27 protein-coding genes are annotated in these 24,138 nt (G+C 60.6%); 13 read left to right on the forward strand and 14 right to left on the reverse strand.

What is annotated here, in order from left to right; genetic code table 11:
* Window positions 1-11 precede the first annotated feature (11 nt).
* On the reverse strand, window positions 12-977 hold the full coding sequence (locus HY696_06585; protein MBI4238070.1) for an NAD-dependent epimerase/dehydratase family protein: 966 nt from the start codon (window positions 975-977) through the stop codon (window positions 12-14).
* A gap of 5 nt (window positions 978-982) precedes the next feature.
* Window positions 983-2,188 carry an ornithine--oxo-acid transaminase gene (gene rocD, locus HY696_06590; GenBank protein MBI4238071.1) on the reverse strand — a complete coding sequence of 402 codons (1,206 nt, stop codon included), beginning with the start codon at window positions 2,186-2,188 and terminating at the stop codon, window positions 983-985.
* A gap of 259 nt (window positions 2,189-2,447) precedes the next feature.
* Here rocD and HY696_06595 point away from each other — a divergent pair, with 259 nt between their 5' ends.
* Window positions 2,448-3,113 (forward strand): Crp/Fnr family transcriptional regulator, encoded by a 666-nt coding sequence (locus tag HY696_06595; protein ID MBI4238072.1) that lies wholly within the window; start codon window positions 2,448-2,450, stop codon window positions 3,111-3,113.
* Between the two features lie 67 nt (window positions 3,114-3,180).
* A complete protein-coding gene (locus HY696_06600) occupies window positions 3,181-3,507 on the forward strand; it encodes a cyclic nucleotide-binding domain-containing protein (protein ID MBI4238073.1) in 327 nt (108 codons plus the stop codon).
* Window positions 3,508-3,512: 5 nt separating this feature from the next.
* On the opposite strand, the gene HY696_06605 is transcribed toward HY696_06600, so the two are convergent.
* Both HY696_06605 and pruA read right to left on the reverse strand, forming a co-directional pair.
* On the reverse strand, window positions 3,513-4,361 hold the full coding sequence (locus HY696_06605) for a proline dehydrogenase family protein (protein MBI4238074.1): 849 nt from the start codon (window positions 4,359-4,361) through the stop codon (window positions 3,513-3,515).
* Window positions 4,362-4,404: 43 nt separating this feature from the next.
* Window positions 4,405-5,979 carry an L-glutamate gamma-semialdehyde dehydrogenase gene (gene pruA, locus HY696_06610; GenBank protein MBI4238075.1) on the reverse strand — a complete coding sequence of 525 codons (1,575 nt, stop codon included), beginning with the start codon at window positions 5,977-5,979 and terminating at the stop codon, window positions 4,405-4,407.
* Window positions 5,980-6,087: 108 nt separating this feature from the next.
* On the opposite strand from pruA, the gene HY696_06615 reads away from it, so the two are divergent.
* Window positions 6,088-7,230 (forward strand): aminopeptidase P family protein, encoded by a 1,143-nt coding sequence (locus tag HY696_06615; protein ID MBI4238076.1) that lies wholly within the window; start codon window positions 6,088-6,090, stop codon window positions 7,228-7,230.
* Here the strand turns inward: HY696_06615 and HY696_06620 are convergent.
* Both HY696_06620 and HY696_06625 read right to left on the reverse strand, forming a co-directional pair.
* A complete protein-coding gene (locus HY696_06620; protein MBI4238077.1) occupies window positions 7,225-7,971 on the reverse strand; it encodes a hypothetical protein in 747 nt (248 codons plus the stop codon). The genes HY696_06615 and HY696_06620 overlap by 6 nt on opposite strands.
* Window positions 7,972-8,128: 157 nt before the next feature.
* Entirely contained in the window at window positions 8,129-9,028 is a 900-nt protein-coding gene (locus HY696_06625; protein MBI4238078.1) for a BON domain-containing protein, read from the reverse strand.
* Window positions 9,029-9,121: 93 nt separating this feature from the next.
* Here HY696_06625 and HY696_06630 point away from each other — a divergent pair, with 93 nt between their 5' ends.
* Window positions 9,122-9,517: a DUF2752 domain-containing protein gene (locus HY696_06630; protein ID MBI4238079.1), complete on the forward strand. Its 396-nt coding sequence runs from the start codon at window positions 9,122-9,124 to the stop codon at window positions 9,515-9,517.
* Between the two features lie 171 nt (window positions 9,518-9,688).
* Here HY696_06630 and HY696_06635 read toward each other — a convergent pair whose 3' ends face one another.
* Window positions 9,689-10,465, reverse strand: a complete 777-nt coding sequence (locus HY696_06635) for an alpha/beta hydrolase (GenBank protein MBI4238080.1) — start codon at window positions 10,463-10,465, stop codon at window positions 9,689-9,691.
* Window positions 10,466-10,559: 94 nt separating this feature from the next.
* Here HY696_06635 and HY696_06640 point away from each other — a divergent pair, with 94 nt between their 5' ends.
* Window positions 10,560-10,844 (forward strand): BrnT family toxin, encoded by a 285-nt coding sequence (locus HY696_06640; GenBank protein ID MBI4238081.1) that lies wholly within the window; start codon window positions 10,560-10,562, stop codon window positions 10,842-10,844.
* Window positions 10,845-10,848: 4 nt separating this feature from the next.
* Complete coding sequence (locus HY696_06645; GenBank protein ID MBI4238082.1) at window positions 10,849-11,064, forward strand: BrnA antitoxin family protein; 216 nt, start codon at window positions 10,849-10,851, stop codon at window positions 11,062-11,064.
* 49 nt (window positions 11,065-11,113) lie between these two features.
* Here the strand turns inward: HY696_06645 and HY696_06650 are convergent, their stop codons facing one another.
* The 4 genes from HY696_06650 to HY696_06665 all read right to left on the reverse strand — a co-directional run bounded on the left by HY696_06650 (window position 11,114) and on the right by HY696_06665 (window position 14,850).
* Window positions 11,114-12,082, reverse strand: coding sequence for a prepilin-type N-terminal cleavage/methylation domain-containing protein (locus HY696_06650; GenBank protein MBI4238083.1), 969 nt, complete (start codon window positions 12,080-12,082; stop codon window positions 11,114-11,116).
* Between the two features lie 12 nt (window positions 12,083-12,094).
* A complete protein-coding gene (locus HY696_06655; protein ID MBI4238084.1) occupies window positions 12,095-12,856 on the reverse strand; it encodes a hypothetical protein in 762 nt (253 codons plus the stop codon).
* A gap of 62 nt (window positions 12,857-12,918) precedes the next feature.
* Complete coding sequence (locus HY696_06660; GenBank protein MBI4238085.1) at window positions 12,919-13,809, reverse strand: stage II sporulation protein M; 891 nt, start codon at window positions 13,807-13,809, stop codon at window positions 12,919-12,921.
* 81 nt (window positions 13,810-13,890) lie between these two features.
* Window positions 13,891-14,850 (reverse strand): hypothetical protein, encoded by a 960-nt coding sequence (locus tag HY696_06665; GenBank protein MBI4238086.1) that lies wholly within the window; start codon window positions 14,848-14,850, stop codon window positions 13,891-13,893.
* A gap of 149 nt (window positions 14,851-14,999) precedes the next feature.
* Here HY696_06665 and HY696_06670 point away from each other — a divergent pair, with 149 nt between their 5' ends.
* From HY696_06670 to rsmD, 5 genes are all read left to right on the forward strand, one after another.
* Window positions 15,000-15,482 (forward strand): hypothetical protein, encoded by a 483-nt coding sequence (locus HY696_06670; GenBank protein ID MBI4238087.1) that lies wholly within the window; start codon window positions 15,000-15,002, stop codon window positions 15,480-15,482.
* Window positions 15,403-18,873 (forward strand): hypothetical protein, encoded by a 3,471-nt coding sequence (locus HY696_06675; protein MBI4238088.1) that lies wholly within the window; start codon window positions 15,403-15,405, stop codon window positions 18,871-18,873. The genes HY696_06670 and HY696_06675 overlap by 80 nt, the downstream gene beginning before the upstream one ends.
* A 205-nt stretch (window positions 18,874-19,078) precedes the next feature.
* Window positions 19,079-20,581: a hypothetical protein gene (locus tag HY696_06680; protein MBI4238089.1), complete on the forward strand. Its 1,503-nt coding sequence runs from the start codon at window positions 19,079-19,081 to the stop codon at window positions 20,579-20,581.
* 211 nt (window positions 20,582-20,792) lie between these two features.
* The gene (locus HY696_06685) at window positions 20,793-21,125 is read left to right on the forward strand and encodes a DUF4190 domain-containing protein (protein ID MBI4238090.1); all 333 of its coding nucleotides are present in this window, start codon (window positions 20,793-20,795) and stop codon (window positions 21,123-21,125) included.
* Between the two features lie 554 nt (window positions 21,126-21,679).
* Window positions 21,680-22,243, forward strand: a complete 564-nt coding sequence (rsmD, locus tag HY696_06690) for a 16S rRNA (guanine(966)-N(2))-methyltransferase RsmD (protein ID MBI4238091.1) — start codon at window positions 21,680-21,682, stop codon at window positions 22,241-22,243.
* Here the strand turns inward: rsmD and HY696_06695 are convergent.
* Together HY696_06695 and HY696_06700 are read right to left on the reverse strand one after the other, a co-directional pair.
* Window positions 22,240-22,521 (reverse strand): type II toxin-antitoxin system RelE/ParE family toxin, encoded by a 282-nt coding sequence (locus tag HY696_06695; protein ID MBI4238092.1) that lies wholly within the window; start codon window positions 22,519-22,521, stop codon window positions 22,240-22,242. The two genes, rsmD and HY696_06695, sit on opposite strands and share 4 nt — an antisense overlap.
* 1 nt (window position 22,522) lies before the next feature.
* A complete protein-coding gene (locus HY696_06700; protein ID MBI4238093.1) occupies window positions 22,523-22,765 on the reverse strand; it encodes a ribbon-helix-helix domain-containing protein in 243 nt (80 codons plus the stop codon).
* 112 nt (window positions 22,766-22,877) lie between these two features.
* Between HY696_06700 and HY696_06705 the strand changes: the two genes are divergently transcribed.
* Entirely contained in the window at window positions 22,878-23,150 is a 273-nt protein-coding gene (locus tag HY696_06705; GenBank protein ID MBI4238094.1) for a BrnT family toxin, read from the forward strand.
* Window positions 23,113-23,370: a hypothetical protein gene (locus HY696_06710; GenBank protein ID MBI4238095.1), complete on the forward strand. Its 258-nt coding sequence runs from the start codon at window positions 23,113-23,115 to the stop codon at window positions 23,368-23,370. The genes HY696_06705 and HY696_06710 overlap by 38 nt, the downstream gene beginning before the upstream one ends.
* On the opposite strand, the gene HY696_06715 is transcribed toward HY696_06710, so the two are convergent.
* On the reverse strand, window positions 23,367-24,023 hold the full coding sequence (locus HY696_06715) for an acyloxyacyl hydrolase (GenBank protein MBI4238096.1): 657 nt from the start codon (window positions 24,021-24,023) through the stop codon (window positions 23,367-23,369). The two genes, HY696_06710 and HY696_06715, sit on opposite strands and share 4 nt — an antisense overlap.
* Between the last annotated feature and the right edge of the window lie 115 nt (window positions 24,024-24,138).

Raw genomic sequence — 24,138 nt, forward strand, 5'->3', positions numbered from 1 at the left:
ATACACACATGTCAACATATGATTCGGCACAGTCCCATTTGCTGCAACCACGCGACGGTTCGCTGCGCGGTCTCGGGAAACGGGCGAAAGACCATCCCCAGCTCGCGGCAGGCCTTGGTGTTGGAATAATAAAAATACGCCGTCGCCGCGCGCGCCATCACGGGCGTCAGCGTCGGGCGACGGCCGAACACACGCGCCACGACGGCGATCGCTCCAGCCCCGAGGCGAATCAGCCACCCAGGCAACGTGACGAACGGACCGCGCCGTCCGAGGCATTGCGCGAAAATCCGGCCGACCGCACGATACGGGAGATTTTCCGCCGTTAGAATGTAACGCTCGCCGGACCGCCCCCGTTGCCAAGCCCGCAGCATGCCTTCGACCACGTCATCCACATCGACGACCGACATCCCGCCCGGCGCACTGACCCAACTGACCAGCCCACGCACATACGCCGCACGCCGCCGATCCCCCGGGCCATAAATCGTGCCCGGATTGACCATCACCGCATCGAGGCCATTGGCCACAGCGGCACGCACGATCTCTTCCGCCGCCCGCTTCGATTCGGCGTAATTGTTGCGCAACGGTCCCGCATTGTACGGACACGTCTCATCGACCGGAACGCCATCGGGGGCATAGCCGACCGCCGCCACGGAGCTGACATGCACTAATCGCCGCACCCCGTGCCGCACACAGGCCGCGACGACATGTCGTGTCCCCTCGATGTTAGTGGCATTTTGCTCCGCGTTGCGGTCATCCCAATATTGAATGAGCGCAGCGGAATGGAAAACGGTTGCACACCCCGCCACCGCACGATCAACCGCTGCCGCATCGGTCAAATCGCCGATCACTTCTTCAACCGGTGCACCGCACAGCGCGTCCATTGGCGCCGCGGCACGCCGCAAGATACGGACGGGCTGCCCGTCGGCGCACAGTCGCCGTACTAAGGCCGAGCCCAGAAATCCGGTAGCACCCGTCACGAGAATCACTGCAGAATTTTGGCGATCTTCGGCAACGCCCAATCGATCGTCTCGCGGTCGATCACCAGCGGCGGCGCGAAACGGATCACTTGGTCGTGGGTTTCTTTCGCCAGAATCCCATCCGCAAAGAGTCGTTCGCAATACGGACGCGCCTTGCCGTAACTCTTTTTAATTTCCACGCCGATCAGCAATCCGCGCCCGCGCACCGTTTCCACGCAGGCCGCCTGAATTTTCTTCAACTCACCGAGGAAATACGTCCCCAGTTCCGCCGCGCGTTCCGATAAGCGTTCGTCCCGAATCACACCCAACGCGGCCCGCCCGATCGCGCACGCCAATGGATTGCCGCCAAACGTCGAACCGTGGTTCCCCGGTTCAAAGGCCGCGTCCATGATCGCGCGACTCGCCACGACGGCTGACACGGGGTAACATCCGCCACTCAACGCCTTGCCGATAATCACGAGGTCGGGCCGCACTCCGTCGTGTTCGCACGCGAAGAGCCGTCCGGTGCGACCGAGTCCGGTCTGAATTTCGTCGGCCATGAAGAGCACTTGATGCTGCGTACACAACGCGCGGAGGGCTTGCAGATATCCCGCCGGCGGAATGATCACGCCACCTTCACCTTGGATCGGCTCCACCAACACCGCGACGGTATGGGGCGTGATCGCCCGCGCAATCGCTTCCGCGTCGCCGTAGGGAACGATCGTAAATCCAGGCGTAAACGGGCCGAAGCCTTCGCGATAGGCCGCTTCCGTGGAAAAACTGATCACACTGATCGTCCGTCCGTGGAAATTGTTCTGGCAACAGATGATCTCGGCCCGATCAGCCGGGACCCCTTTGACTCGATATCCCCAACGCCGCGCCGCTTTTAACGCCGTCTCCACGGCCTCCGCGCCGCTGTTCATCAGCAGCGCATTTTCAAAGCCGGTGGTCTCGCACAATTCCCGCAGGAACGGTCCCATTTGATCATTGTGAAAGGCGCGTGACGTGAGCGTGAGCTTTTCCGCTTGTTCCACGAGCGCCGCGATAATCTTCGGATGCCGATGTCCCTGATTCAGCGCGGAATAGGCGGACAACATGTCACAATACTTTTTTCCTTCCACATCCCAGACCCAACATCCCTCGCCCTTCGCCAACACGACCGGCAATGGATGATAGTTATGGGCGCTATACTGTTCGACTTCTTGTAGATACTGTGGGGTAGTCGTCGGCATAAATTCTCCTTAAAGGTTGTGATCAGATGCGCGCGCTTCTGCTATAACTCTGACGTCGAGTCAATCCCGATCCCAATCAAATCTCATGGCACCACTCTGTCTGACAACGATCATATGATGCGGTGAGATTGATCAACGCCCTTTTGCGGATGCCGTGGCACGGTTCAATCAGCAGTGCGAATTCCTTTGCGGTGATACCGCAATATGCTATGCGCGGAACGTCATGCATCCCCTTGACTGTCGACAATGTGCTTCACGGATGATGGGCTTCTTCAGCGATATTAGCTCATCCGGCGTAGAGCAGTGCGCCCAACACACGACCAATACCTATAAGGCCGGGCAAATCTTATTCTATGAAGGCAATCGCGCGTTCGGCGTCTATTGCATCTACGCCGGTCGCGTCAAATTGTACAAAACGGGACACGGCGGACGGCTGCAAATCGTGCGGCTCGCCGGCCCCGGCGATCTGCTGGGCTATCGCTCGCTGTTCGCGGATGAACCCTATTCCGCGACTGCGGAGGCGATGGAAGACGCCACCGTCTGCTTTATCGAAAAATCGATTTTCATCCCGCTACTCTCGCAAGAGCCGAATTTGGCAATGAAGATGATCCGCAAATTGTCGCAAGAGTTGCGCCAAGCGGAAGACCGCATGACTGGCATCGCACAAAAACCGGTGCGGGAACGTCTGGCAGAACTGCTGCTGCTGTTGCGGGAAACGTATGGCAAGCAGAACGGCGGCGAAGGCACGGAAATCACGTTGGCGTTGTCGCGGGAAGAAATGGCCGAGATGATCGGGACCACCCAAGAAACCGTCATCCGTCTCCTCTCGGAATTCAAGTCCCGGAAGTTCATTAAGCTCGACGGTCGGCACATTACGATCACCGACCCCAAGCCGCTCCGCCGCATCGCCCACATTGAAGTCTGAGCAATACCATCTATATCAGCTGACCAAGGTCATGGCCCACGGCACAGCTTCTGCTTATGGTGGGCCTATGTGCCACATGCCTGTGAGTAGCGAGCAAATCATCCAAATGCGAGGCGAGCGGCCGGTCGCGCAATATCGGCCCGGACAAGTGCTCTTTTATCTCGACCACCGACCGATGGGGCTCTGGCTGTTGCTCCACGGCGAAGTCATCTTACGCGGCCGCAATCAACAGCGGACCTATGTAACGGCACCGGCCGTGCTTGGATTTGTGCAATTACAGACCGATGTGAGTTATCCCGCCACGGCGCAAGCCACCACCGCATGTGAAGTCGTGTTCATCGGCAGAGAAGAGCTGGGCAGCGATCTCAGCGCATTTGCAACCGCCAACGCGTAACACCATTATTTGTGAAATAAGTGTTTCGCGACGAACCACAAATTCTCTTTGCGTTCGCGCAGGCGCCGCACCACGTACGCGAACCACGCGTTGCCGTAGGGAACGTAAATGCGCACCGGCCATCCGTCGTGGAGCAACTGGTCTTGCCGCTGCCGCGCGATGCCATACAACATTTGAAATTCAAAGGCCGTGCGGGAGACTCCCAACTCGGTCACTAGTCGCAGCGCATGGGCCACAATCCGTTCATCATGCGTCGCAATCGCCGGATGTTCCGCCATTTTGAATAGTCGTTCCATCAACAGCACATAATGATGATCCACTTCTTCTTTCCGCTGGAATGCCAACGCCGGCGGCTCTTTGTAGGCCCCTTTCACTAAACGAATCGGGACACGCTCTCGGCACAACGTTTCCACATCGGCTTCGGACCGGTAGAGCATCGCTTGCAACACCGTGCCGACACCCGGATAGCTGCGATGCGCCGCGACCACAAGATCCAGCGTCGCTTGCGTATAGGCCGAACCCTCCATGTCGACGCGTAGAAATCCGTGCACGCCCGCCACGGCATTCACGAGCCGCATCAAGTGGGTCCCCGCCAGCTCGCGATCGATATCGAGCCCGAGCTGCGTCAGTTTCACGGAAATATTGCATTCGAGTCCGCAAGTGTGCAGCGTCTCGATCAGCTGGAGATAGCCATCCAGCGCCACGGCGGCCATGCGTCGGTCACTGACACTCTCGCCCAACAGATCCAGCGTCGTACGAAACCCTCGCGCCGCCAACGCGCTGACGTGCGGCAACGCTTCTTCCAACCGCTGTCCCGCAATAAACCGTTTTGCCAGGGGATATAACAGACGCATATGTTTCGTGCATTCGTCCTTTCGTGCGTTCGTCCGTGCGTATTTACAGTCTCTCCGCGACGCTCTTCGCCTGCAGAAAATGGGATAAATAATCACGTCCGCCGGCCTTCGAGTCGGTCCCCGACATATTAAATCCACCGAATGGATGGCCACTCACCAGCGCCCCGCTGGACTTGCGATTGAGATACAAGTTGCCGACAAAAAATTCCCGCCGCGCTCGCTCCAAATGTTGCCGATTGTTGGAGAACACGGCTCCGGTCAATCCATACTCGGTTCCATTCGCAATCTGCAGCGCTTCCTCGAAACTGTTCGCCTTCAACACCGCACAGACCGGACCGAAAATTTCTTCCTGCGCAATCCGCGCTTTCGGCTCGACATCGGCAACAAGCGTCGGCTCCAAAAAGAAGCCATCGGTGGAGATGCGTTTGCCACCGCAGACCACGCGCCCTTCGCCACGACCGATGTCGATATATTTCTGGACCGACTTGAGCTGCCGTTCGCTGATCACCGGCCCCATCCAGTGCCGCATGTCGGAGACGGGCCCGACCGTAATTTCCTGAATTCGCGCGGCCAGCCGTTCCACGAATCGATCGTGCACCGACGCCGCCACAATCGCCCGCGAACAGGCGGAACATTTCTGGCCCTGAAATCCGTACGCCGCGAGTGCGACACCGTCGACGGCGGCGTCGAGATCGGACTCATCGTCAATGATGGTCGCATTTTTCCCGCCCATCTCGGCGATCACGCGTTTGATCCAGCGTTGTCCCGGCCGATGCACGGCGGCCTGCTCCACGACGTGCAGTCCCACTTCGCGGGAGCCAGTGAACGCGACAAATCGCGTCCGCGGATCGGCCACTAAGTGATCGCCCACTTCACAGCCGGGACCGGTAACTAAATTGACCACACCCGGCGGCAACCCGATCTCGTCCATGACTTCCATGAATTTCACCGCGATGATCGGCGTCTCTGACGAGGGTTTCAGCACGACCGTATTGCCGGTGACCCACGCCGCGACCGTCATGCCGGTCAGGATCGCGAATGGAAAATTCCATGGCGGAATGACAACGCCGACGCCGAGCGGAAGATAAAAGAGTTCGGTTTTTTCGCCCGGCACACGACCCACGGGTTGCGCGCCGTCGTAGCGCAGCGCCTCGCGCGCGTAGAATTCGCAAAAATCGATCGCCTCAGCGACGTCTCCGTCGGCCTCGTTCCACGATTTTCCCGCTTCGAGAATCAACCACGCATTGAGTTCACAACGCCGCCGTCGCATCGCCGCGGCGGCGCGCAACGCATACTTGGCGCGCACTTCCGCCGGTGTCCAGCGCCATCCGGGGCCGTCGCGTTCGTCGCCGAAGGCCACCGTCGCCGCCGCCAACGCCTGTTCCGCATGAGCCACGGTCGCGCGCTGCACGATGCCCACGACGTCTTTCGGATTCGACGGATTCAGCGAACGAATTTTCTGCCCCGTTTTGATCGGCTCGCCGCCGATCAACAGCGGATACTCTTTGCCGAATTCTCGCTGCGCCTGCACGAGCGCATCGCGCATCGTTTGCGCACTCGCCGGCTCGTTGAAATTCGTTGCGGGTTCATTCGCGAACTCGGAGATATCGATCGGCATAGCGTGCCTCGCTTCGGTTTAGGATGTGGTATGTAGTACCGTGCTGGACAGGACCTCGCCGTCCATATATAAAGCCGACCGCATCCTGACAACCACATTCGAGTTTTTATGGATCACACCGCACGGCTGATTGTCGACAGTCCAAATCACGATCCGGATTTATTTTATGCCTGCCATTTTTCTGCGGGAGATCCGGTGATCTTCCTTGAACATCGACGGCGCAAATATCTCCTGCTCAGCGACTTGGAATTGGATCGGGCACGTCAAGAAGCTACCGTCGACGAGGTCCTTTCCATCTCGACAGTTGTCGAGGCAAAAAATGGTGTACGCCGCGCTGCGCGACGGCTGGGAGGACGTGCCGGGATCGTCCAGGTGTTTTGTCATGCGCATCGCATTAAGCGGCTCTTAGTGCCGGAAACGATGAGCGTCGGAGTCGTCGATGCACTGCGTACCGTCGGCCTCCGGATCGACGTCGCGGCGCTGCCGTTTTACCCACAGCGATTTTTTAAGACCCCTGGAGAATTGCGGGCAATGAAAATCGCACAGCGAGCCACGTTCGCCGCAATGTCCCTCGCAGAACAAATGCTGCGCGACAGCATAATCGATCGCAATCAACTGGTGTGGCAAGGAAAGCCGCTCACGAGCGAACGGATGCGAGCCGAATTGAGCACGTTCTTGTCTCACCAAGGATTTTCCTGTCCGGAAGGGATGATAATTGCGTGCGGTCCCCACACGATTGAACCGCATAACCACGGCAGTGGACCGTTGCGTCCCCATCAAGCCATCATCGTCGACATTTATCCGCGCTCCCTCACAACACGCTTCTTCGGCGACGCGACACGCACGTTTTGTCGCGGCACGGCGCCGGACGCATTGAAGCAGCTCTATTCTACGGTGAAAACCGCGCAAGTCGCAGCGCTGCGCCAAGTGCGCGCCGGGGTGAACGGGCAACGCGTGCACGGCGACATCGTGAAGCGGTTTGAAGCGGCGGGCTATGCCACGAAGGAAATGAACGGGCGCCGCCAAGGGTTCATCCACGGGACCGGGCACGGACTCGGCTATGCGGTGCACGAAGAGCCGTTGCGGATCAATCGGCTCCCGTGCCGACTCCGTACGGGACACGTCGTGACGGTCGAACCAGGGTTGTATTATGAAGGGATCGGCGGCGTCCGGATCGAGGATGTCGTCGTAGTCACGCCGAGCGGCGCGGACTTGTTGGCCCGCTATCCGAAACGTTTGGAAATTTTATAATCCGTTCAACACGGCTTGCCGTTTCGCGCGATACTCGCTCTCATTCAGCAATTTCCGCTTGTACAGTTTCTCGATTTCTTCCAGCCGCTCGGTCATGGATTCCGGCTGACGGTGTTGCTCGTTGCCGCTCGCCACATAGGTGGCCTTCGTGTCGAGGATCACTTCCGCCGCGTTGCTGGCACCCAATACCTGGCCGGGACCCGCTTGAAGCGTAATCCGCAAACTCTTCGCCCGCGCCAACGCCTTGTCGGCATAGCCGCGCTTGTCGAGATCGCCGACGACTTTGGCGAATAATTTCTGAAATTCGACGTGCAGCTCCGTCCCCTGCATCCATACGCGCCCGGTCGAAAAACGATCGTTGCCGAACACACGCTTCGGATCGCCGTGCAGGTAAGAAAAATACACGGCCTGTTGCGGCGTCGCGCGCCGTAACCCTTCCGCGAGATACGCCGACAAATAGTCGACCGCCGTGTCATCGAAGATTCGCAGATCGGTCAATTTATTCTTAATCAACGAGCGCCGAGTCATTTGCAGCGAGGTCAGCATTTCCCGCATCTTGTCGACCGCCACGACGGCCGGGTGGGTCGGCTGCAAGGCCGCTTGATCTTTGGCATCGAGCGCTTCGAGCTTGACGTAATCGAGCCGTCGATTGGTATGGATATAATTCGAATCGGCGTGGGTCGCAGACACAGCGCCCAGCCATAAACCACTCATCACCGCCAGCATGAACAATCGACGCATTTAAAGCTCCTTGGTGCACAACTGTTTGTGGTGCGCAACGCTCCTGCTCGTCGCGTTGCGGTCATCACTACCGCGGGCCACGGCTCCACTAACGTTCCGCCGCCCTTACTCCTCCTGAATTATGAGGCGTGGCGCTAACACGCGGGGGGAGCGGAGGTCAAGGCATCGCTTTGAGCTTCTTCAGCTCCTCGGCAGCCTCGCGGGCGAGGTCATTTTGGTCCCCATCCGGGGTGCTGGGCGCGACTACCCGTTCCGGGGCCGGCACGGCCTTCGGGACCGGGATGCCCGTCGTGGTTGCGCGCGGCGCCGCAGTGGACTTCGGCGCCGCGTTTGCGCGGCTTGCCATCCATGCCGGCGACGGATCGGCAACTGATTGTGGTTTGGCATGCACTTGCCGCGCCGGCGGAATGGCCCCGGCGTCCAAATAGCGCGTGGCCGTGCCCTTATTCGGATCTATGACCGGTTTCGTCGCGGTCGCAGCGGCACTCGGCTTGGCCGGTTTCGGCACGGTTGCAACTGTTGGTTTGGTGGCTGTGGGACTCGCGGTTGGGAGATTTTTTGCCACTGCTTTGGTGGAGACCGCCTTCGGCTCCGGAGCCAGGTCGGCATACTCGGGTTCTTCCGAACCGAGCGATGGCGACGCGGTCGGGGCCTTCGGCGTGCGGACGATAACAGGAGCCGCGATCTTCGGCGTGGCGGCCGACGGCGCCACGGCCTTACGGTTCGCGACCATAAAGCGCGGATCGCCGGCGTCCATCACGGCGAGATGATTTTCGACCTTCACCACGCCACGAGTCCGGCGCGCCAATGCTTCCGCCCGCTGCCGCTCGCCGTCATTGGCGACCCGCCCGCCGAGCGCCACGACGCCGCGATAGACATCCACATTCACACCACTCCCGTTGACCTGTTTATCCCGCGCCATTCGCCAATGCAGCGCGGTCTTGATCTTTTCGTCGCGCCACACTTCGCCCACGCCACGCCGCATCGGCGTCGCACCGCAGCCGGCCAGCAACGCGGCCAGAATCGCGAATGAAAAGAAACGGCATCGAGTCGTCATAAATCCCCCTTGGGAACGCAGTGTGAAAATTTCGACGCGATTATACGGATCAACAAATGGGGTGTCAAAATTTTCGTCACCGGTTTAGAAAAAATGTCACACACTGGAGACGACGTGACGATCCGAATCAAACGACTACTGTGGTGTGGCGCGGGGATTTTCTGCGCATGGCTGCTCGTGAGTCGACTGACACCGTCGCCGACCGGGATCGGGACGCACGAACAATTCGGGTTGCCTCCGTGTCCGCTACACTGGTTAACCGGTTGGCCGTGCCCGGCGTGCGGCCTCACCACCAGTTGGTGTCATTTGAGCCACGGCGCGTGGGCGGCCGCGTTTCGCGCGCATCTGCTTGGACCGTTGGTGCCGATCGGGTTGGCAGGGTGGGCCGCTTTCAATGTCCCGTCGGCACAATGGGCCTGGGCCGGAGGTTTAAGCATCGGGCTGGCGAGCTGGTTGATCTCAATTATGCGACTTTCCGGCCTATTCTAGCCCCGACCAGACTCACCAGGATGCGCTAGAATCGCGCCGCCGCCGCGCCCTCTATCCCCAACCCCTGCCTCAGAATCTTAAAAACATCAATAAAATCAACGAATAGTTTGCTCCGTCTGGCAGGCGACATAGATAACAGACGAAAAATCAAGGGGTGCAGCGAGGCATGGATTACTGGAGATTCACGACAAATTCGGCGATCACGCGGTAACAGGCCTCGGGTTGGTCGATCATTGGCCAGTGGCCGGCGCCGGGGAACAGATGATTGACGAGCTGGAAGTCGTGGATGAATTGGCGCGTCTGCGCGGGCGTGTTGCCGTCGCCCCAGAGATACAGCTTGGGACACGCGAGCGCGGCATACGCCTCGCCACTGGTTTGTACGCCGGTGGCCTCGTAACAACTCTGACCCCACGACAGCAGCGCGCGCGGATCGGCGAAGCGGAGGCTGGCGACGTAACGAAGCAAGGCTTCGTCGCCGTTCGCCTGCGCCGCCATCGCGGCCACATAGGTGCGGTGAAAGGCTGCGGCATCGGTCACGCCGATCGTCTGGCCGGTGCCGAACGTATCGGCACGGGTCAAATTCCCTTCGATGCTGACGACCGCGCGCACTTGCTGCGGCCATACTACCGCCGCGCGAGTGGCGACGATGCCGCCGAGCGAATGTCCGAGCAGCACCACCGGCCGCTGTGGCGAATGGACTGCGAGTAACCGCCCCAACACCCGCACCGAGCCGTCGATCGTCGCGGCCCCTTCCACGAATGGAGAGACGCCAAATCCGGGAAAGTCGGGGGCGAACAGGTTGCAGCGCTGCGCCAGCGGCGACCCGAAGACCTCGCGGAACGAAAGTCCCGATTCGCCGAAACCATGCAAAAACCACAAATCCAACAGCGCACCCGGATTGGCACGCGTCCGCAACAACACCTGATCGGTCGTCGTAATCGTCGCCATACCACCCTCCCGGCGCGCCGTGTAGCATAACCCGCCGCAGGGCCAACACGATAATATCAATTGACGGCAAATAAATTATACGTACACTGTAAATATGAGCTCGATATGTTTCGAGTGGGATGAACGGAAAAATCGAGAGAATATGCGCAAACACCGCGTCTCATTCGAAGAGGCACGAACGGTGTTTCTCGATGAACAGGCCATCCGTTATTTTGACCCGGATCATTCCGCAGATGAAGATCGCTTCATTATGTTGGGACTCAGTTATCAATTGCGGGTGTTGGTCGTCTGTCACTGCTATCGCACGAGCGAAACGACGATTCGGATCATTTCGGCTCGCAAGGCCGACCAACAGGAACGCACGGCCTACAGGAGATAAATGTATGCGCACTCATTATGATTTCTCCACGATGAAAGGCATCCGAAACCCGTATAGCAAAGATTTGAAGCAGCCGATCACGATTCGTTTGGATAAAAACACGGTTTCTTATTTCAAGACGTTGGCAACCACGCTGGGCATGTCGTATCAACATCTCATCAATCTGTATCTACGGGATTGTGCCGTCTCCCACAAAAAGTTGGCCTTACGATGGGAATGATCATCAACACGGGGACAGTGGCTAGGAAGAGGTGACGGGTAGATCGTGACTAGTGGCTGGTACGAGCGGGGGCGAAGGTTTGTTCCAAGCGCTGCTTGAAGCGATCCAGTTGCTCGACCGACAAACCACGGGAGCCCGCCTTGCTCGCCGCAGCGTCCTTCGTCTTGGCATGCGGTGCGGGGTCTGCAGGATCGATCGGAGGGGGCTTCACCGGGTCGTCCATCATATAGACCAACTGATGCTGTGCGGCCCGAATCGCTTGTTCGATCAGCGCATCGTCATGCGACACGGCAATCGCTACGCCATTCCGTTTCTGCAGGCCGCGACTCAGTTCTCGCGCTAACGCAAGGAGGTCGGCGTCGAGGATCTCCGCGCGACTGAGCACGCCATCCCGATCCGTGTCCAAACGAGTCAGGACGAGCTGTCCGAAAGTCGCGCTGCGCAACGATTTCAGGATCGCTGCGGCCTTCTGACGATGTTCACTGGGGAGCAGCGCCATCAACCGGGTCGAGAACTTGCGACTGAAGCTGTCATCGTCGACCGATGCCCCTGCCGTCATATCGTTGCCGGCATCCGCTTCGCTCAGCACTGCCGACGTCGAATTGGCCAGCGCCGGACACATGGTTTGCCGAATGATCCCCGACTCATTGACGTAAAAAGAGCGCTCGCCACTCTCGCCGCATCGTCGTGGGGCGGCGGTGGTGATCCACTTCGAACCTTCTTCCGCGGTTGAGACGTCGAATACGTAGTCCGCTTTTTCCCCGGACCCCAGGAGATCATCGATCGACCCATCGGCGCTCAGATTCGCTAGGCTATCCCCGTATCCGCCATATTCATCCTTGTGCAGGCTCTGCGCCGTCACAATGGATCTCATGCTGCCGATCGCGGACCCTTCGTTGGCGGCGATCCGGGCCCGCAGGAGATTGGGGATGGCGATGGCGGAGATGATTGCGATCAGGGCAACCACAATCATCAGTTCGATCAGGGTGAAGCCCCGCTGGCACTCGTGACCTCTCATGGTCGTCCCCCATTACTCTTTGCGATAGTGTGTCTCGTATTCGTCCAACAGCTGCTGACGTTCCGGCGCAACGACCGCCCGGAGGTCGTCAATCGCCGCTAAGGGCGTGTGCGATTCCGCACCGATATACGACTCGATCAAGGCCGACCGGACATCCTCATTGAGGCCGACGAGATCCACTCGGGCCAAGAGCTCGGGCAGATATAACGGCTCGATACGGGCCATGGCGCGCACTGCTTGCCGCTTAAGGGCCAAGACATTCAGATAGTCTTGCGGATGCTCGAAATAGTCAGACGTGACAATCGGCAGTTGTTCGATCGTCTCTTTCAACGTCACGACCATCTCCTCGTCCGGCAATTGGACGAGCACACTCATCGCCATCGTGCGCGCACTCCGCCACTGTTCCGCCAAACTTTCATCGTCCTGCGTGGAGGGTTCTGTCGCCAAGATAGTACGAATCTGCGCGATCACGGCCTCGCAACAGTGGTCCGAGGCCCGCTGCATCAGGGCCGCTCGCCCGGCCCGATACGCAGTGCCGTCGGCATCGTCCGTGCGTACTGCCAACAGTGCAAAAATTTCTCGGCGCAGCGGAAAGCTCGCCGCCGCGGCCTCTTCCTCCTGTCTGAGATCGGGGGGTGGCCAGCCAGAGGCATAGCCGGTCATGCGGGCCAGCGAGTGTTGCACATGCTGGAAATCGACACCCGCGCCCCGCAGCAAGACCGCCACGCCACCGAGCAGGATCAAGGCCCAAAAAGCAAAGAGCGATTTCTTCATGGTACGAATAGGATACCCGATCCACGGTCCGCTGCAAAGTCTGCGCGGTGAACCGACCCCGTTTATGGCGAGGGGATCGTGGTGAAGAGCCGCCGCACCAACCACGGCGCCACTTGACTCTCTAAGCAGGCCGCCAGCAAGAGCGTACCAAGCGCCAGCAGGAGGATCACAGTGCATGCACGCAGCACTTGGTAGAACTTCGCGTCAGACCAGCGATATTTCAGCATCGCCTTCGACAGGAACATCCCCGCCATCGCGGAGAGGATATAGGCCACGGCCTCCGCCACCAGATGCGGCATCGTGCAACAGAGCAGCTTGCTGGCCGTCATGAGTGTGGTTTCACCCGCCACTGACGCCTGAGTCGTGGTCACCCCAAAGATGGCGCCCCAGACCGACGCATTCCAGACCACGGCAAACACCGCGCCCGCGCGATAGAGGAGGGCAAAGAAGAGGAAGGTCAGCAGCGCCACGAGATTGTGCGCCAGGATGGGGCCAAAATGCGCAAAGTGCATCTGCGCGAGCTGGACCACGGCGCCCTCCAGCTGCGTGGCAAACAGACGCGCGCCCAACACCGCCGGCATCAGGAGAGCGATGGTAAAATAAACACACAACGCCCCCGAGAAGAGGACCAACAACGACAGCGTCATGTCGAGGTTCGCGTGCGCCGGATGGATCCGACGCCGCCAGATATCGTCGCCATTTTTTTCCAAGATCCAATCGAAGGCCGCCAACAGCGAAAGCGAGTGGAGAAAGACGGCCACGATGCCCATGGCGCCGGGAAACAGCAGAGACGCCGTGGCCACGGCGAGGAGGCCATAGAGGAATGCGACCAAAAAAAGTCCACACCGTTGGCGCACGGCCGATTGCGGCTCCCGATACCGAAGGATTCCCCACGCCGACGCGGTCACCGCTTGGAGATTCATTCGCGTTCGCCCCACCAGAGGTCGCTGCATCCCATCGTGTCATTCTTACTGCAATGGCGCGACCTCATCCATGGCAAATGTCAGGCATCGCAAAAACAAGCTATGCACGGTTTATTCGCTCCGACTCGTCACGCTGCCTGCCGCGTCCGCTTCCCCAACGTCTTGAAAGTCCCGCAGCCAACGATGCGTAATGTGGCCGAAGGCATCGAGGCGATCGGCGAAGCCGGCACGCACGCCGTCCACGCCGATCGCGGCGCCCGCACCCCACGCGAGGACGTTGCGGGCCACGGTGGGGAGACCGGGATATCCATACAGCACACGGGCGGCTTGGGCGATCCGGACTTGCACGGGCAACGGGACGTCATGTGGATCGCCGAAATGCGGGATCGGCACGTCGTCTTGGGTGCGAATCCGCGCTAAACGAATCCCGACAACTAATAGTTCGCAGAGCACCGACTCCGCAGGCTCCGGCACAGGCACGGCATGGTTCCCGTGCAGTCCGCGCCAGGCTTGTTGAAACTCGTCGCTTGCCACAATGGCGCGGCGAGTCAGTGGTTCCACTTGTCCTAGTCCCAGCCGATTCTGCGGGGGATTCAACATCCACTTCGTTTCAATCGAAACAATCGCCGCGATAAACGCCGGCGGCAGATCGACTTCCGGACGCTCTGCGACTTGTACCAGCCACGCAGCCGTCGCCGGTTTGTGCGCCAGGAAATGCTGGACCACGTTGCCGCGATGCCGCGTGACATCGATCGCGGCGCCGAGTTCCGCAGCCGCACGCGCGTCGTGGGCTCGGCGTGCGGCCATGCGCGGAGAGAGGGCCGCGTAACACGCAGCGGTCGCCTGCCAGCGAATTCGTTGCATCGCTGGGTCGTAGTACAAACAGGCGGGGACGGTCGCGGCTCCCGTGTCGGTCATTACCATGGTTTGTCGCGGATCGGCATTGACGAGCGCGACCGGGCCATCGGCTTCCAGAATACAGCGCCATTCTCGATCGTGCGTGCCGACGAACGGGACACAGCTCCCGGGGAAATCCACTGTGGCTTGTGTCTTCAGTCGTCCGTCACCCATCGCCGGCTCCGGGCATGGCCTTCATGCGCAGTCAAACTCGCTTCCACTACGGTCGTTATCGGCTCAGATGAAAAAAAGTTGCGCCGCAAAATAACACGCAACTTCTTCGACACCAGGCCGATATACAGAACCCAACGAGGAGGATGCTCATGAGCGTGATTCGGACGATGCAGCGACAGGCGGCACGGCAGTCTGCGCAACGGCGGCAATTGGGGCTCGCACCGCGAGGCAAGCAACGCAGTCGCACGCCGGGCACGACGGTCTATTCCGGGGCATTGGGGTTTTCCAACGGCACGTATGGCCTCGGGAACGGCCGCGCCGCGTTGCAATTTCGCTCGACGGCACCGGTAACGGCGTCTCGAACTTCCGGCCTGCATGGTCGCGGGATTTACAACGTCGGCGCTGCGGCGTTTGCACTGTTTACAGCCTCCAGTGTCGTACTGTCGGCCGTTGCGCAGGCGGATGAATACGAAGGCAGTCGCCCGGACTTCACTCCCGGCCAACATGTCTATTTCGTGCCCGACGGATATCAGGGCGCATTCACCAGTGAGCATGGCGGAATTTCAATCCTCTCCGCCGACTTCTTTAGCGGACAAACGCACTTTCCGTTTTACGTCGTCATCTTTACATAGCGTCGGCGGACTGGTCCGCGACGCGGACACCACCAACGACGCGGGGTGGGAAGTCGCCAAGCAGTGGCAAACCGATCCGCGGTTCGACGCGCGCCGCGCCACCGTGATCGCGCTCTCGATGGTGGAACGATCGGTCGCGATTCAGCCGGCCGCGATGTGGCAAGAGGGGCTGGGGCTGAAAGGCGACGCGCTCACGGCGCTTGCGCAGCAGGTCTTCATTCCCTACGCAAAGAGTGGCCGCTTCGCCGACGGACTCAAGGCGTTAGTGGACGACTTGAATCAGCGCTACCGATTGGCCGTGTCGGCAGCGCAGGCCCAACTGCGAGACGCGTTACACGCCGCCACGACGGTCATCCCCAATGTTCCGGCCGGCGCCGATACGACGGCACTGCTAAGCGCGATCGAGCGCGCCATGCCCGCCTTGAGCAGCAATGATTTAGAGCAATTGCGGCAAGCCTATGCTGAACTGACACGTCCACTCACGGCACTCCGCGAACTCGTCGTTGAAATAGCCACGCTGCAGGGCCGGATCAAGGCCGCGATGGAACAGGGCGACCGTTTGTTGGTGGCACACCAGACTGATCTCGCCCCAGTGGCGCCAGCCTACCACACGGCTCGAGAACACGCATCGAAGCTCACCGCAAATAGTGACCACCGCAGGCTCCAAATCGGGGCCAAGGCCATTGAAGAGACCAAGCAGGCGATGGAATCCCACATGGCGCGTTGGAACGCGGCGCGGGACCGGCTGCAACGGGCGTTGCAAGATGCCAAGGCAAATGACACACCATACAAAAACGTTTTCTTCCCCAACGCCCTCGCCCCACTCAACGCCGCCCTCACAGCGGCGGACGCCCTCGATCCGAAGGATCTCGAAGCGCATGAGCGCGTGGCTCGTGAGATCGAGAGCGCGCAACGGCCATTACAAGCATACATGGCCGAGCTGGATCGATTGCGAGAGGCATTGCAGCAGCGAGCCGCAACCGCGGCCGAACTGCTCCAAGAACACCGAGACTTGCTGACCACGACCGACACCGCGACTGCCCAGGCCGCGATCGACAAGGCCCGGCATGTGGCGTTGGAAACCGGCGTGAATGAGATGGAGACGGCATTGGCAGAATTGGATCGAACGACGGCGGCGCTGCAAGACCGCATCAGCGAATTATGGCGGCAGCAGCATATTCGCCGGCTTGCCATCGCCGGCGGCGTTTTCGCCAGTCTGGCGCTGTTGCTCGGCAGTCTCATCTACGGCCTGCGGCGACAACGACGTTATCGGCGAGGCCTCGAATGGCTGATGCGAAATTTGCAAGCCTTGGCGGATAAGAACAGCGCCGCGTATCAACAGATGCTCGCGCTGATTCAAAAACGGGATGCGGCCCAAGTCACCGCATTGCACGACTTGACTGGCGAACGGACGCGCGGCCTGTTGGCCGACGTCTCGCAGCAGATCGTCACGATCTTCGGCGGACTGGAAGCACTGGAGGCGCGCGTGGCGGAATGCCGCGGGATCGTCTCTGCGGCACCGTATACAAAACGACTCCCGGCCGTCGAACGCGCGGCGGCCCGGCTGCTGGAACCGTTGTCGTTCCAGCGCGAAACCGTGCGCGCCACGCAAGGGCTCTTCGCCGTCGCTGCGGACACCGTCACGGTCGAAGCAATCGAGATGGACGTCTTTCAGCGCGGGCTGGAAACCACCTACGAGAGCGCGCAGCAGGCGTGGGCCAAGATCGAACTGGCAATCGATGCCCTACAGCGCGATCCACGCGTGGACTTTCCGCCGACCGGGTTGCAACAGTTACGCGCGCAACTCGTCGCCGCGCAGATCCCACTGGCGTGGCTGGACCAACATCCGTTGACCCAACCGGAACGGACGTGGGCGGAATTGGACACGTTGAAGCAACGCGATCCGGTGGCCTACTTAGAGCAATTGCAGGCCTACCAGGCCCAACACGCCGCGTTCGCCGCCCGCATCGCAGCGATCATCGAAGACGTGCAGGCCGCGCGCGCGGCGAAAGTGCAGTGCGACGCGATTGCAATCGACTACGCGCAAACAGCCGTGAGCGGGACGCTGGATCCGCGCGAGGCCGAGCGAGCCGCGACCGAAACACTCCGAGCCGTGGATGACATGCTGAACGCCGCAACCGGCAATGAACAAGATGTGGATCGCGCCTGCGATGCGGTCGTCACTGCATACGCCGAAGCGCAAGGTCGCAAGGAACGGTTGCGCGCGGTGATGGCCAGCATCAGCGGAGAACTGGCGAACGTGCGAGGGACGCTGGCACACCTCGAAGGAGAAATCGGACGCACGGCAAGTGAGGCCGCAGCGCTCAGCACCGAACACGCCGCGCGCGCGATGGAGGCTGTGAACACCCCACTCGCCGAGGCGCGCGAAGACTACGCCGAGGGGAATGAGGCCAGCACGATGGCCACGCGGTGTCTGGCAGAGCGCGATCACTTCGGCGCGGCCGCGATGGCCCGACGCATCGCGGATGAATGTACGGAGATCACGGAAGACTTGGCGCGCGCCCGCGCAGCGATGCAGGCATTGCGGCAGGCCAAACAAGACGCCACGGCGACGATCGCGCGTGCCACGGCGCGGATCGAGGAAATCGCCACGGCACAAGCGCGAAGCAGCGAGACGGTCGCGGAGATGCGCGGGGAGTTCGGCGGCAGCGATATGACGGACGCCCAGCGCGAAGCAAAAGACGCAGACGTGGACTTGAATGAAGCGCGCACGGCGCTGGCCGGCGCGCGCGAGCAAGTTGAGCAGCGCGAATATGTCACCGCATTGCGGAACGCAAATTTGGCGCTGAAAGAATGCGCCGAGGCGGCCGAGGACCAAGCCGACGCTGGCCGCTACGTCCAACAATTGCGCGATGCCGCCGCGGAATACGCACGGCGACGCGCAGCGTTGGAGGGCCTGCGCTGCGGCCATGCCGGCACCGTCGGCGGATACAGCCTGAGCGTCGGTTCATACCTCGACACTGGCGACGGGCTGTTTTCACGGCTCCAAACGCCGAGCGGCACGGTGGATTGGGTCGCGCAGTTGGCACTCGTCCACGCGGTAGAAAAGAGTTGGACACAAGGCATCGCCAGGGCCAAGGAGGATTACGACGCCGAACAGCGACGGATTGCCGAAGCACGGGCCGAGGAAGAACGGCGGCGCCGACGCGAGCGGGAACGTCGCGAGCTCGAGGCCGCCGAGGCCAGCGCGGCCGCGGCCCGAGCCGCAGCGGCCTTATTCCGCAGCAGCCAACGATCGAGATCATCATCGTCATCTTCGATCTTCGGAGGCGGCGGCGGCCATCGTGGGGGCGGAGGTGGCTTCCACTTCGGTGGGGGTGGTGGCGGTGGCGGCGGAAGTCGCGGCGGCGGCGGCGGCGCGAGCTGGTAGATAGAAGCATCACTGGTGGCTAGTGATTGGCAATAACCATCGCAGGGGGACAGGTACCGTCAAATGCCTGCCAAATGGGCATCGCACGGTACCTGTCCCCCTGCGATGCATATGCGCATGAGTCGGCGGACTAGTACGGCGCAACTTCCTCCGCGAACTGCCGATACATATGTAGGGGTATCGGGGTTGGGGGGAGTCGCGTACTATGGCCAAATCCATTTCCAATAGACCAGGAGTCGGGGGACAGCTGCCGTCCAGGGTCCGGCAACAGCCGATCATACGGCGCTCGGCGTACCCGGTCGTTCCCGCAGCACTCCACGCACGCGCCGTGGGACCTGGGCGGTCATTGGTCCCCGCAGCACACGGGGAACCGCGCCGCGGCTGGCGCTCCCTGTTCGGCCCTGTCGGGCGCTTGGTCGCGCGCCTCTGGGGCGGCGGCAAGCCGCCACCGATCGATCCGGTCCAGCTCCTCATGCGCAGCATTACAATGATGGATCAACGCGATCCCGACCGTCCATTCGTGCAACTCGCGTTGGCCGACGACACGATGGCCGCACTCGCCAGCGCGCGCCCGGCCTTCAGCCTGACGTTTCAACGGGCGGAGGGCGTCCGCGTGCCGTTCCAAGTGACTACCAGCGGAACTGACGGATTTGTTGTCGCGCTCCATGGCCAGAATGCGCTCTTTTCCCGCACCGGCACCGTGGCGCTCGATTATCGAGACGGCGCATGGACGCTGGTGAACAGCGGCGACGGCGAACTGACGCTGGAAGGCAACGCGATGGAGAACGCATCGGTAACAACGCTCGCGTCCAAGGCGTCTCATCCCCTGTCACCGCTCGGTGGCACCGTGACCGTCCGGATGGGCGGTTATACATTGCTTCGCTTCACGTATCCGCGGGCGGAGGCCGATGACCAGTTCGAACCAAGAACTTTCTCGATCGGCATCGATGGCGTCGAGTCCGCCCGCCAAGCCCGCCTCGCGGCGCGCGCCGCACCCCACGAACTATCGCCCGACCCGGCACACGGCATCGTCGCCGGCCTGTTGACTGCGGCCGGAGATGATCCGCCAGCCGCCCGAAGACACGAAATCTCGCTCGCAGAACCCGCAGAACTGGCAGACGACTTTGGCGTCGCCATTGCCGACTTGCCCACGATTCCGGACCGGATCCTCGCGCTGCGCCGGGAGACATTTCGGCTTGAGGCCGAGGCGGCTCTCCATCGACTTCATTACAGTCGTTACGGCTTCAGTAGGCAAATGACCTCCATCCACCGTCTTCTCCCGCTACTCACGCACTGGGCGCGCCGCGACCAGGACTTCTCGCTATTGGAACTCGTCTTGACCCAACAGCGCGACCACGCCAGATACGGCACCGTCGATGAAGATTTCTTCCCTGATTGGCTGGCCCGCTTGTTACAAGCCAGTCGTGATCGGGCCACACAACGTTGGGATGAAGCGGGGATCAAGATCGCCGCGTCCGGCATGACGTATGCGGACTTCCGTTGGACGGACGCGATCCCGCCTCGATTGGCTCCGTACACTGCGGCAGAACAAGCACGGATCCTCGCACATGTGGCCCAGCGCGAATGGCGCGACCAGGAGAATACCCGAGCCGGCGCGCTCACTGCGATGCTCCTTTACGCCAGCGGCGAGCGTAGCCGCGCCTCGGCCATCGCGATCCGCACGCTGGCGCACGTGCGGCGGGAGTGACGGGGAAAAGCGGTGGCTGGTGACTGGGGGACAGCCCGCACGACACACTTTGTTCCCAATCCCCAGCCACCAGTCACGAGTCACCAGCCACCAGTCACCAGTCACGGCTTTCCCCAACCACCTTTCTATTGACTTGCCGCGCCCTTTCAACGAAGCAAACGCCCTGGGAGGGGAGTGCTTAAGTGCTTAAGCGCTTGAGTACGGACATCACATGGATAGTGAATTGACCGACACACCGACAAGTCACGGCAGTGCGCCGACACCGCCGACGGCGGCGGGCATCAGTGGGCGCGCGATGGCGGCGTTGGTGCTGGGACTCCTCGCGCTGATTCCGTGCTGCCTGTTCTTCACCGGCATTCCGGCGATTATCGTCGGACAACTCGAACTCGCGGCCATCGACAACGGCGCCGCGCCGACCGCCGGACGGGCCATTGCGAAGACCGGCCTCGTCTTCGGCGTCATCGGCTCGGCACTCGGCCTGCTGCTCGTGCTCGGCTGGTTCTTCGCCGTGGGCTTAGGCTTCATGGCAAAAATGGTGCACTGAATGCCGCTGTCCTCTCCATTTGGGGAGGCTAAGGGCGCAGCGGCCTATGCCGCTGCATGGCCCGCAGCAGCGGTTATAGCAATGCGACGAGCAGGAGCATTGCTCACCATTGCAGTTGGGTGAGGGGGAGTGTTAGGGCGTGTTTGTAAAATTGATACGGCAATGCAGGATTTTCCATCACGCAGTGGCGCGCGTTCGATACGAGGGCCGGGCGGAGGGGGCAGACAGGCCACCGAACATCGAAATCGATTTTGCAAACACGCCCTACCGAACGTAGCCGATCTGATGACAAGAGAACAACTCACGAAAACATTCCACTGTTACAAGCAATCTGGCCCTCATACTACCGGCGACGGTGCGGGTGGGGTATCTCCCAGGGGCTCTCGGAGCCGATTTCTCCATGCGTCTGTGAATGACGAAATCGGCGAGGGTGAGCGGCGCTGCGCCTCGATGGCGCAGCGACCGCGTACCCTGGGAGATACCCCACCCGCACCGTCGCCCCCGGACGCAATACACACCGAAATTATTTTGCAAACACACCCTAGGAGATTGCCATGCGCGTAATCGCCGGGAGTGCCAAAGGCCGGACGTTGCTGGGACCGAAACGCGACGATCCGATCCGTCCGGTCGAAGATCGGGTCAAGGAATCGCTCTTCAACATCTTGTGGGACGTGACCGGACTCCGCATCCTGGATGCATTTGCCGGCACCGGCGCGATCGGGATCGAGGGCTTAAGCCGCGGCGCCGCGCACTGCACGTTCATCGACCAATCCCCGCGCGCCATCGCGCTGATCACCGCCAATGTGGAACGCTGCGGACTGCTCGAACGCGCCACCATTGTCCGCGCCTCAGTCGACCGCGCGCTGGAACGCCTCGCGAAAGGGACCGTGCCATTCGATCTGCTCTTCATCGACCCGCCGTACACCCAAGACCTCGTTGCTCCGACACTCGCCCAGCTGGCCGCAACGCCGCTGCTCGCCCCCGCCGGACGCATCTTGATCGAGCACGAGCACAAACTCGTACTCGCACTCCCGCCGACCTTGCAGCTGACCGACCAACGCACATACGGGCAAACTGTGGTGAGCTTCGTGCGGCGTATGACAATCAATCCCGGCTAACGATAGGCCTCTTTGCGATGGCGGACGGCGGCAATCACGACCGTCTTGGCGACTTCGTCGATGAGGTAGAACAATCGAAAATGTCCGATCCGATAGCGATACGTCGGTGGATCGTAATCACGGAGCTTTTTAATCTGCGGACCAAAGTGGAGTTCAGCCCGCAGCTGCGGGTAAATCTGGCTGCGGAGCCGGTCACGAATCAGGCGCGCCTCGAACGGCGAGGTTGTTTTTTTCAACGAGCGCTCAAATGGCTCCGTTTCCGCGATCTGATACGCCATATCATTCTACGATGGTGTAACGACCCTTTTGATAGTCTGCCCAACTCCGTTTGATCTCTTTTTGGAGCGTCTCATCCACATGTAATGTCGCCATTTCCAATGCGTCGACGAATTGGGATTCTTCCATATGGCGGGTGAGAATCGTTTCGATCAGATTCGGCATACTGCGATTATCCGCGTCGGCCATCCGCTGCAGTCGCCGCCATAGGTCGTCTTTGAGATTGATCGTCGTCCGCGCCATCATCGCCCTCCTGATGCAATATGCATCAATTATGCATCAATTGATGCATATTGTCAATTTTCACACTCAACTCAGTTGACATTGCATATTTATATAAATTTGATATACAATACGTATGTACACGTGGGATGCCGCAAAGAACCGCGCAAACCAGGCCAAACATGGCATTAGCTTCGAGGAAGCACGCGATCACATTTTTGAAGGTCCCAACCTGTTGGCCGCCGGCATTGCGTACAACAAGGACGGGCCGCGCCACGCAGTGATCGGCAAGTGCCGAGGTAAATACTACGTCGGCATCTTTACCGTGACCCGGCAAGGTATTCGGATCATTTCAGTGCGGAGGGCACGCCATGAAGAAGAGCGGCAAGCGAAAGCCAAGGGACTTTGACGAACGATTCGACGCCGGTGAAGTAGCGATCAATTTTTCGACCGCCACACCCACGGAGGGTCTGAGCAAGACCATGAAATTCCCCCCGATGGATCTCCCCATGTGGCTGGCGGCAGAAATCGAACAACTCGCCAGATTTCAAGCGAACTCGAAGGCTTCCGTTATTCGGCAACTGCTGGTCGAAGCGGTAGAGGCCAGGCGGGTTCGCGTGGCGCCCTAAAAATGCACGCCTAAGTTTAACCCAGCGGAGAATTGCAGATCGACTTTGCCGTCCGTGATCGCGACGCCGCTCACTTCTTTTTTGTCGGGAAAAATAATCGCCTCTTCCACGCCGAGGTCGAGCATCAGTCCCGGCTTCCCAGCGACGAGCAGCAGTCCGCCGCCGAACGCCACGCCGGGACCGATCGCGCCGACCTTCGACTCGTTTTCCGTGCCCCCTTTCACGCCGAGCACGAACAGCGCCCCGCCGCCTTTCACATATGGCAACAACGCGGCCTTGTCGCCCAACCAGCTTTCGTGCGGGACGTAGACGTAGCGCGCGTTCAGATTCGCCAGCCCCGCCCATTCGGTCCGCTCCTCGCCGAAAAAGTCGGCCTTGGCATGAGAGAGCCGCACCATCAGTTCCGCGGCCAAGTTGTCGGTGACCGTATACCCAACCGTGAACGCATATCCGAGTTGGTAATCGCTCCCGAATTTTTCGCCGGTGAGAATATTGCGGTCCCGATCCAGATTCATCAGCGAGAGTCCGAACAACAGATAGGCCCCCTCCCCCCACCCCGCATCGGCCTCCGTCGCCCGCGGCGTCAGCCCGGTCGCACTGAGCGGCCGATACCGCGGCTCGCGCGCACCGGCGGTACAGTGCAAGAGCATCACGGCGAAAAAAACAACATAACAAGAGCAACGCATGCGATAGGGAGTAACACAATTCGTCATCAAACGTGAAGTGGCTGTTCCAACTTGACCCCTGGTACCGAACGCAGTACGACGC

Source organism: Deltaproteobacteria bacterium, from assembly GCA_016210045.1.
Classification (GTDB): Bacteria; UBA10199; UBA10199.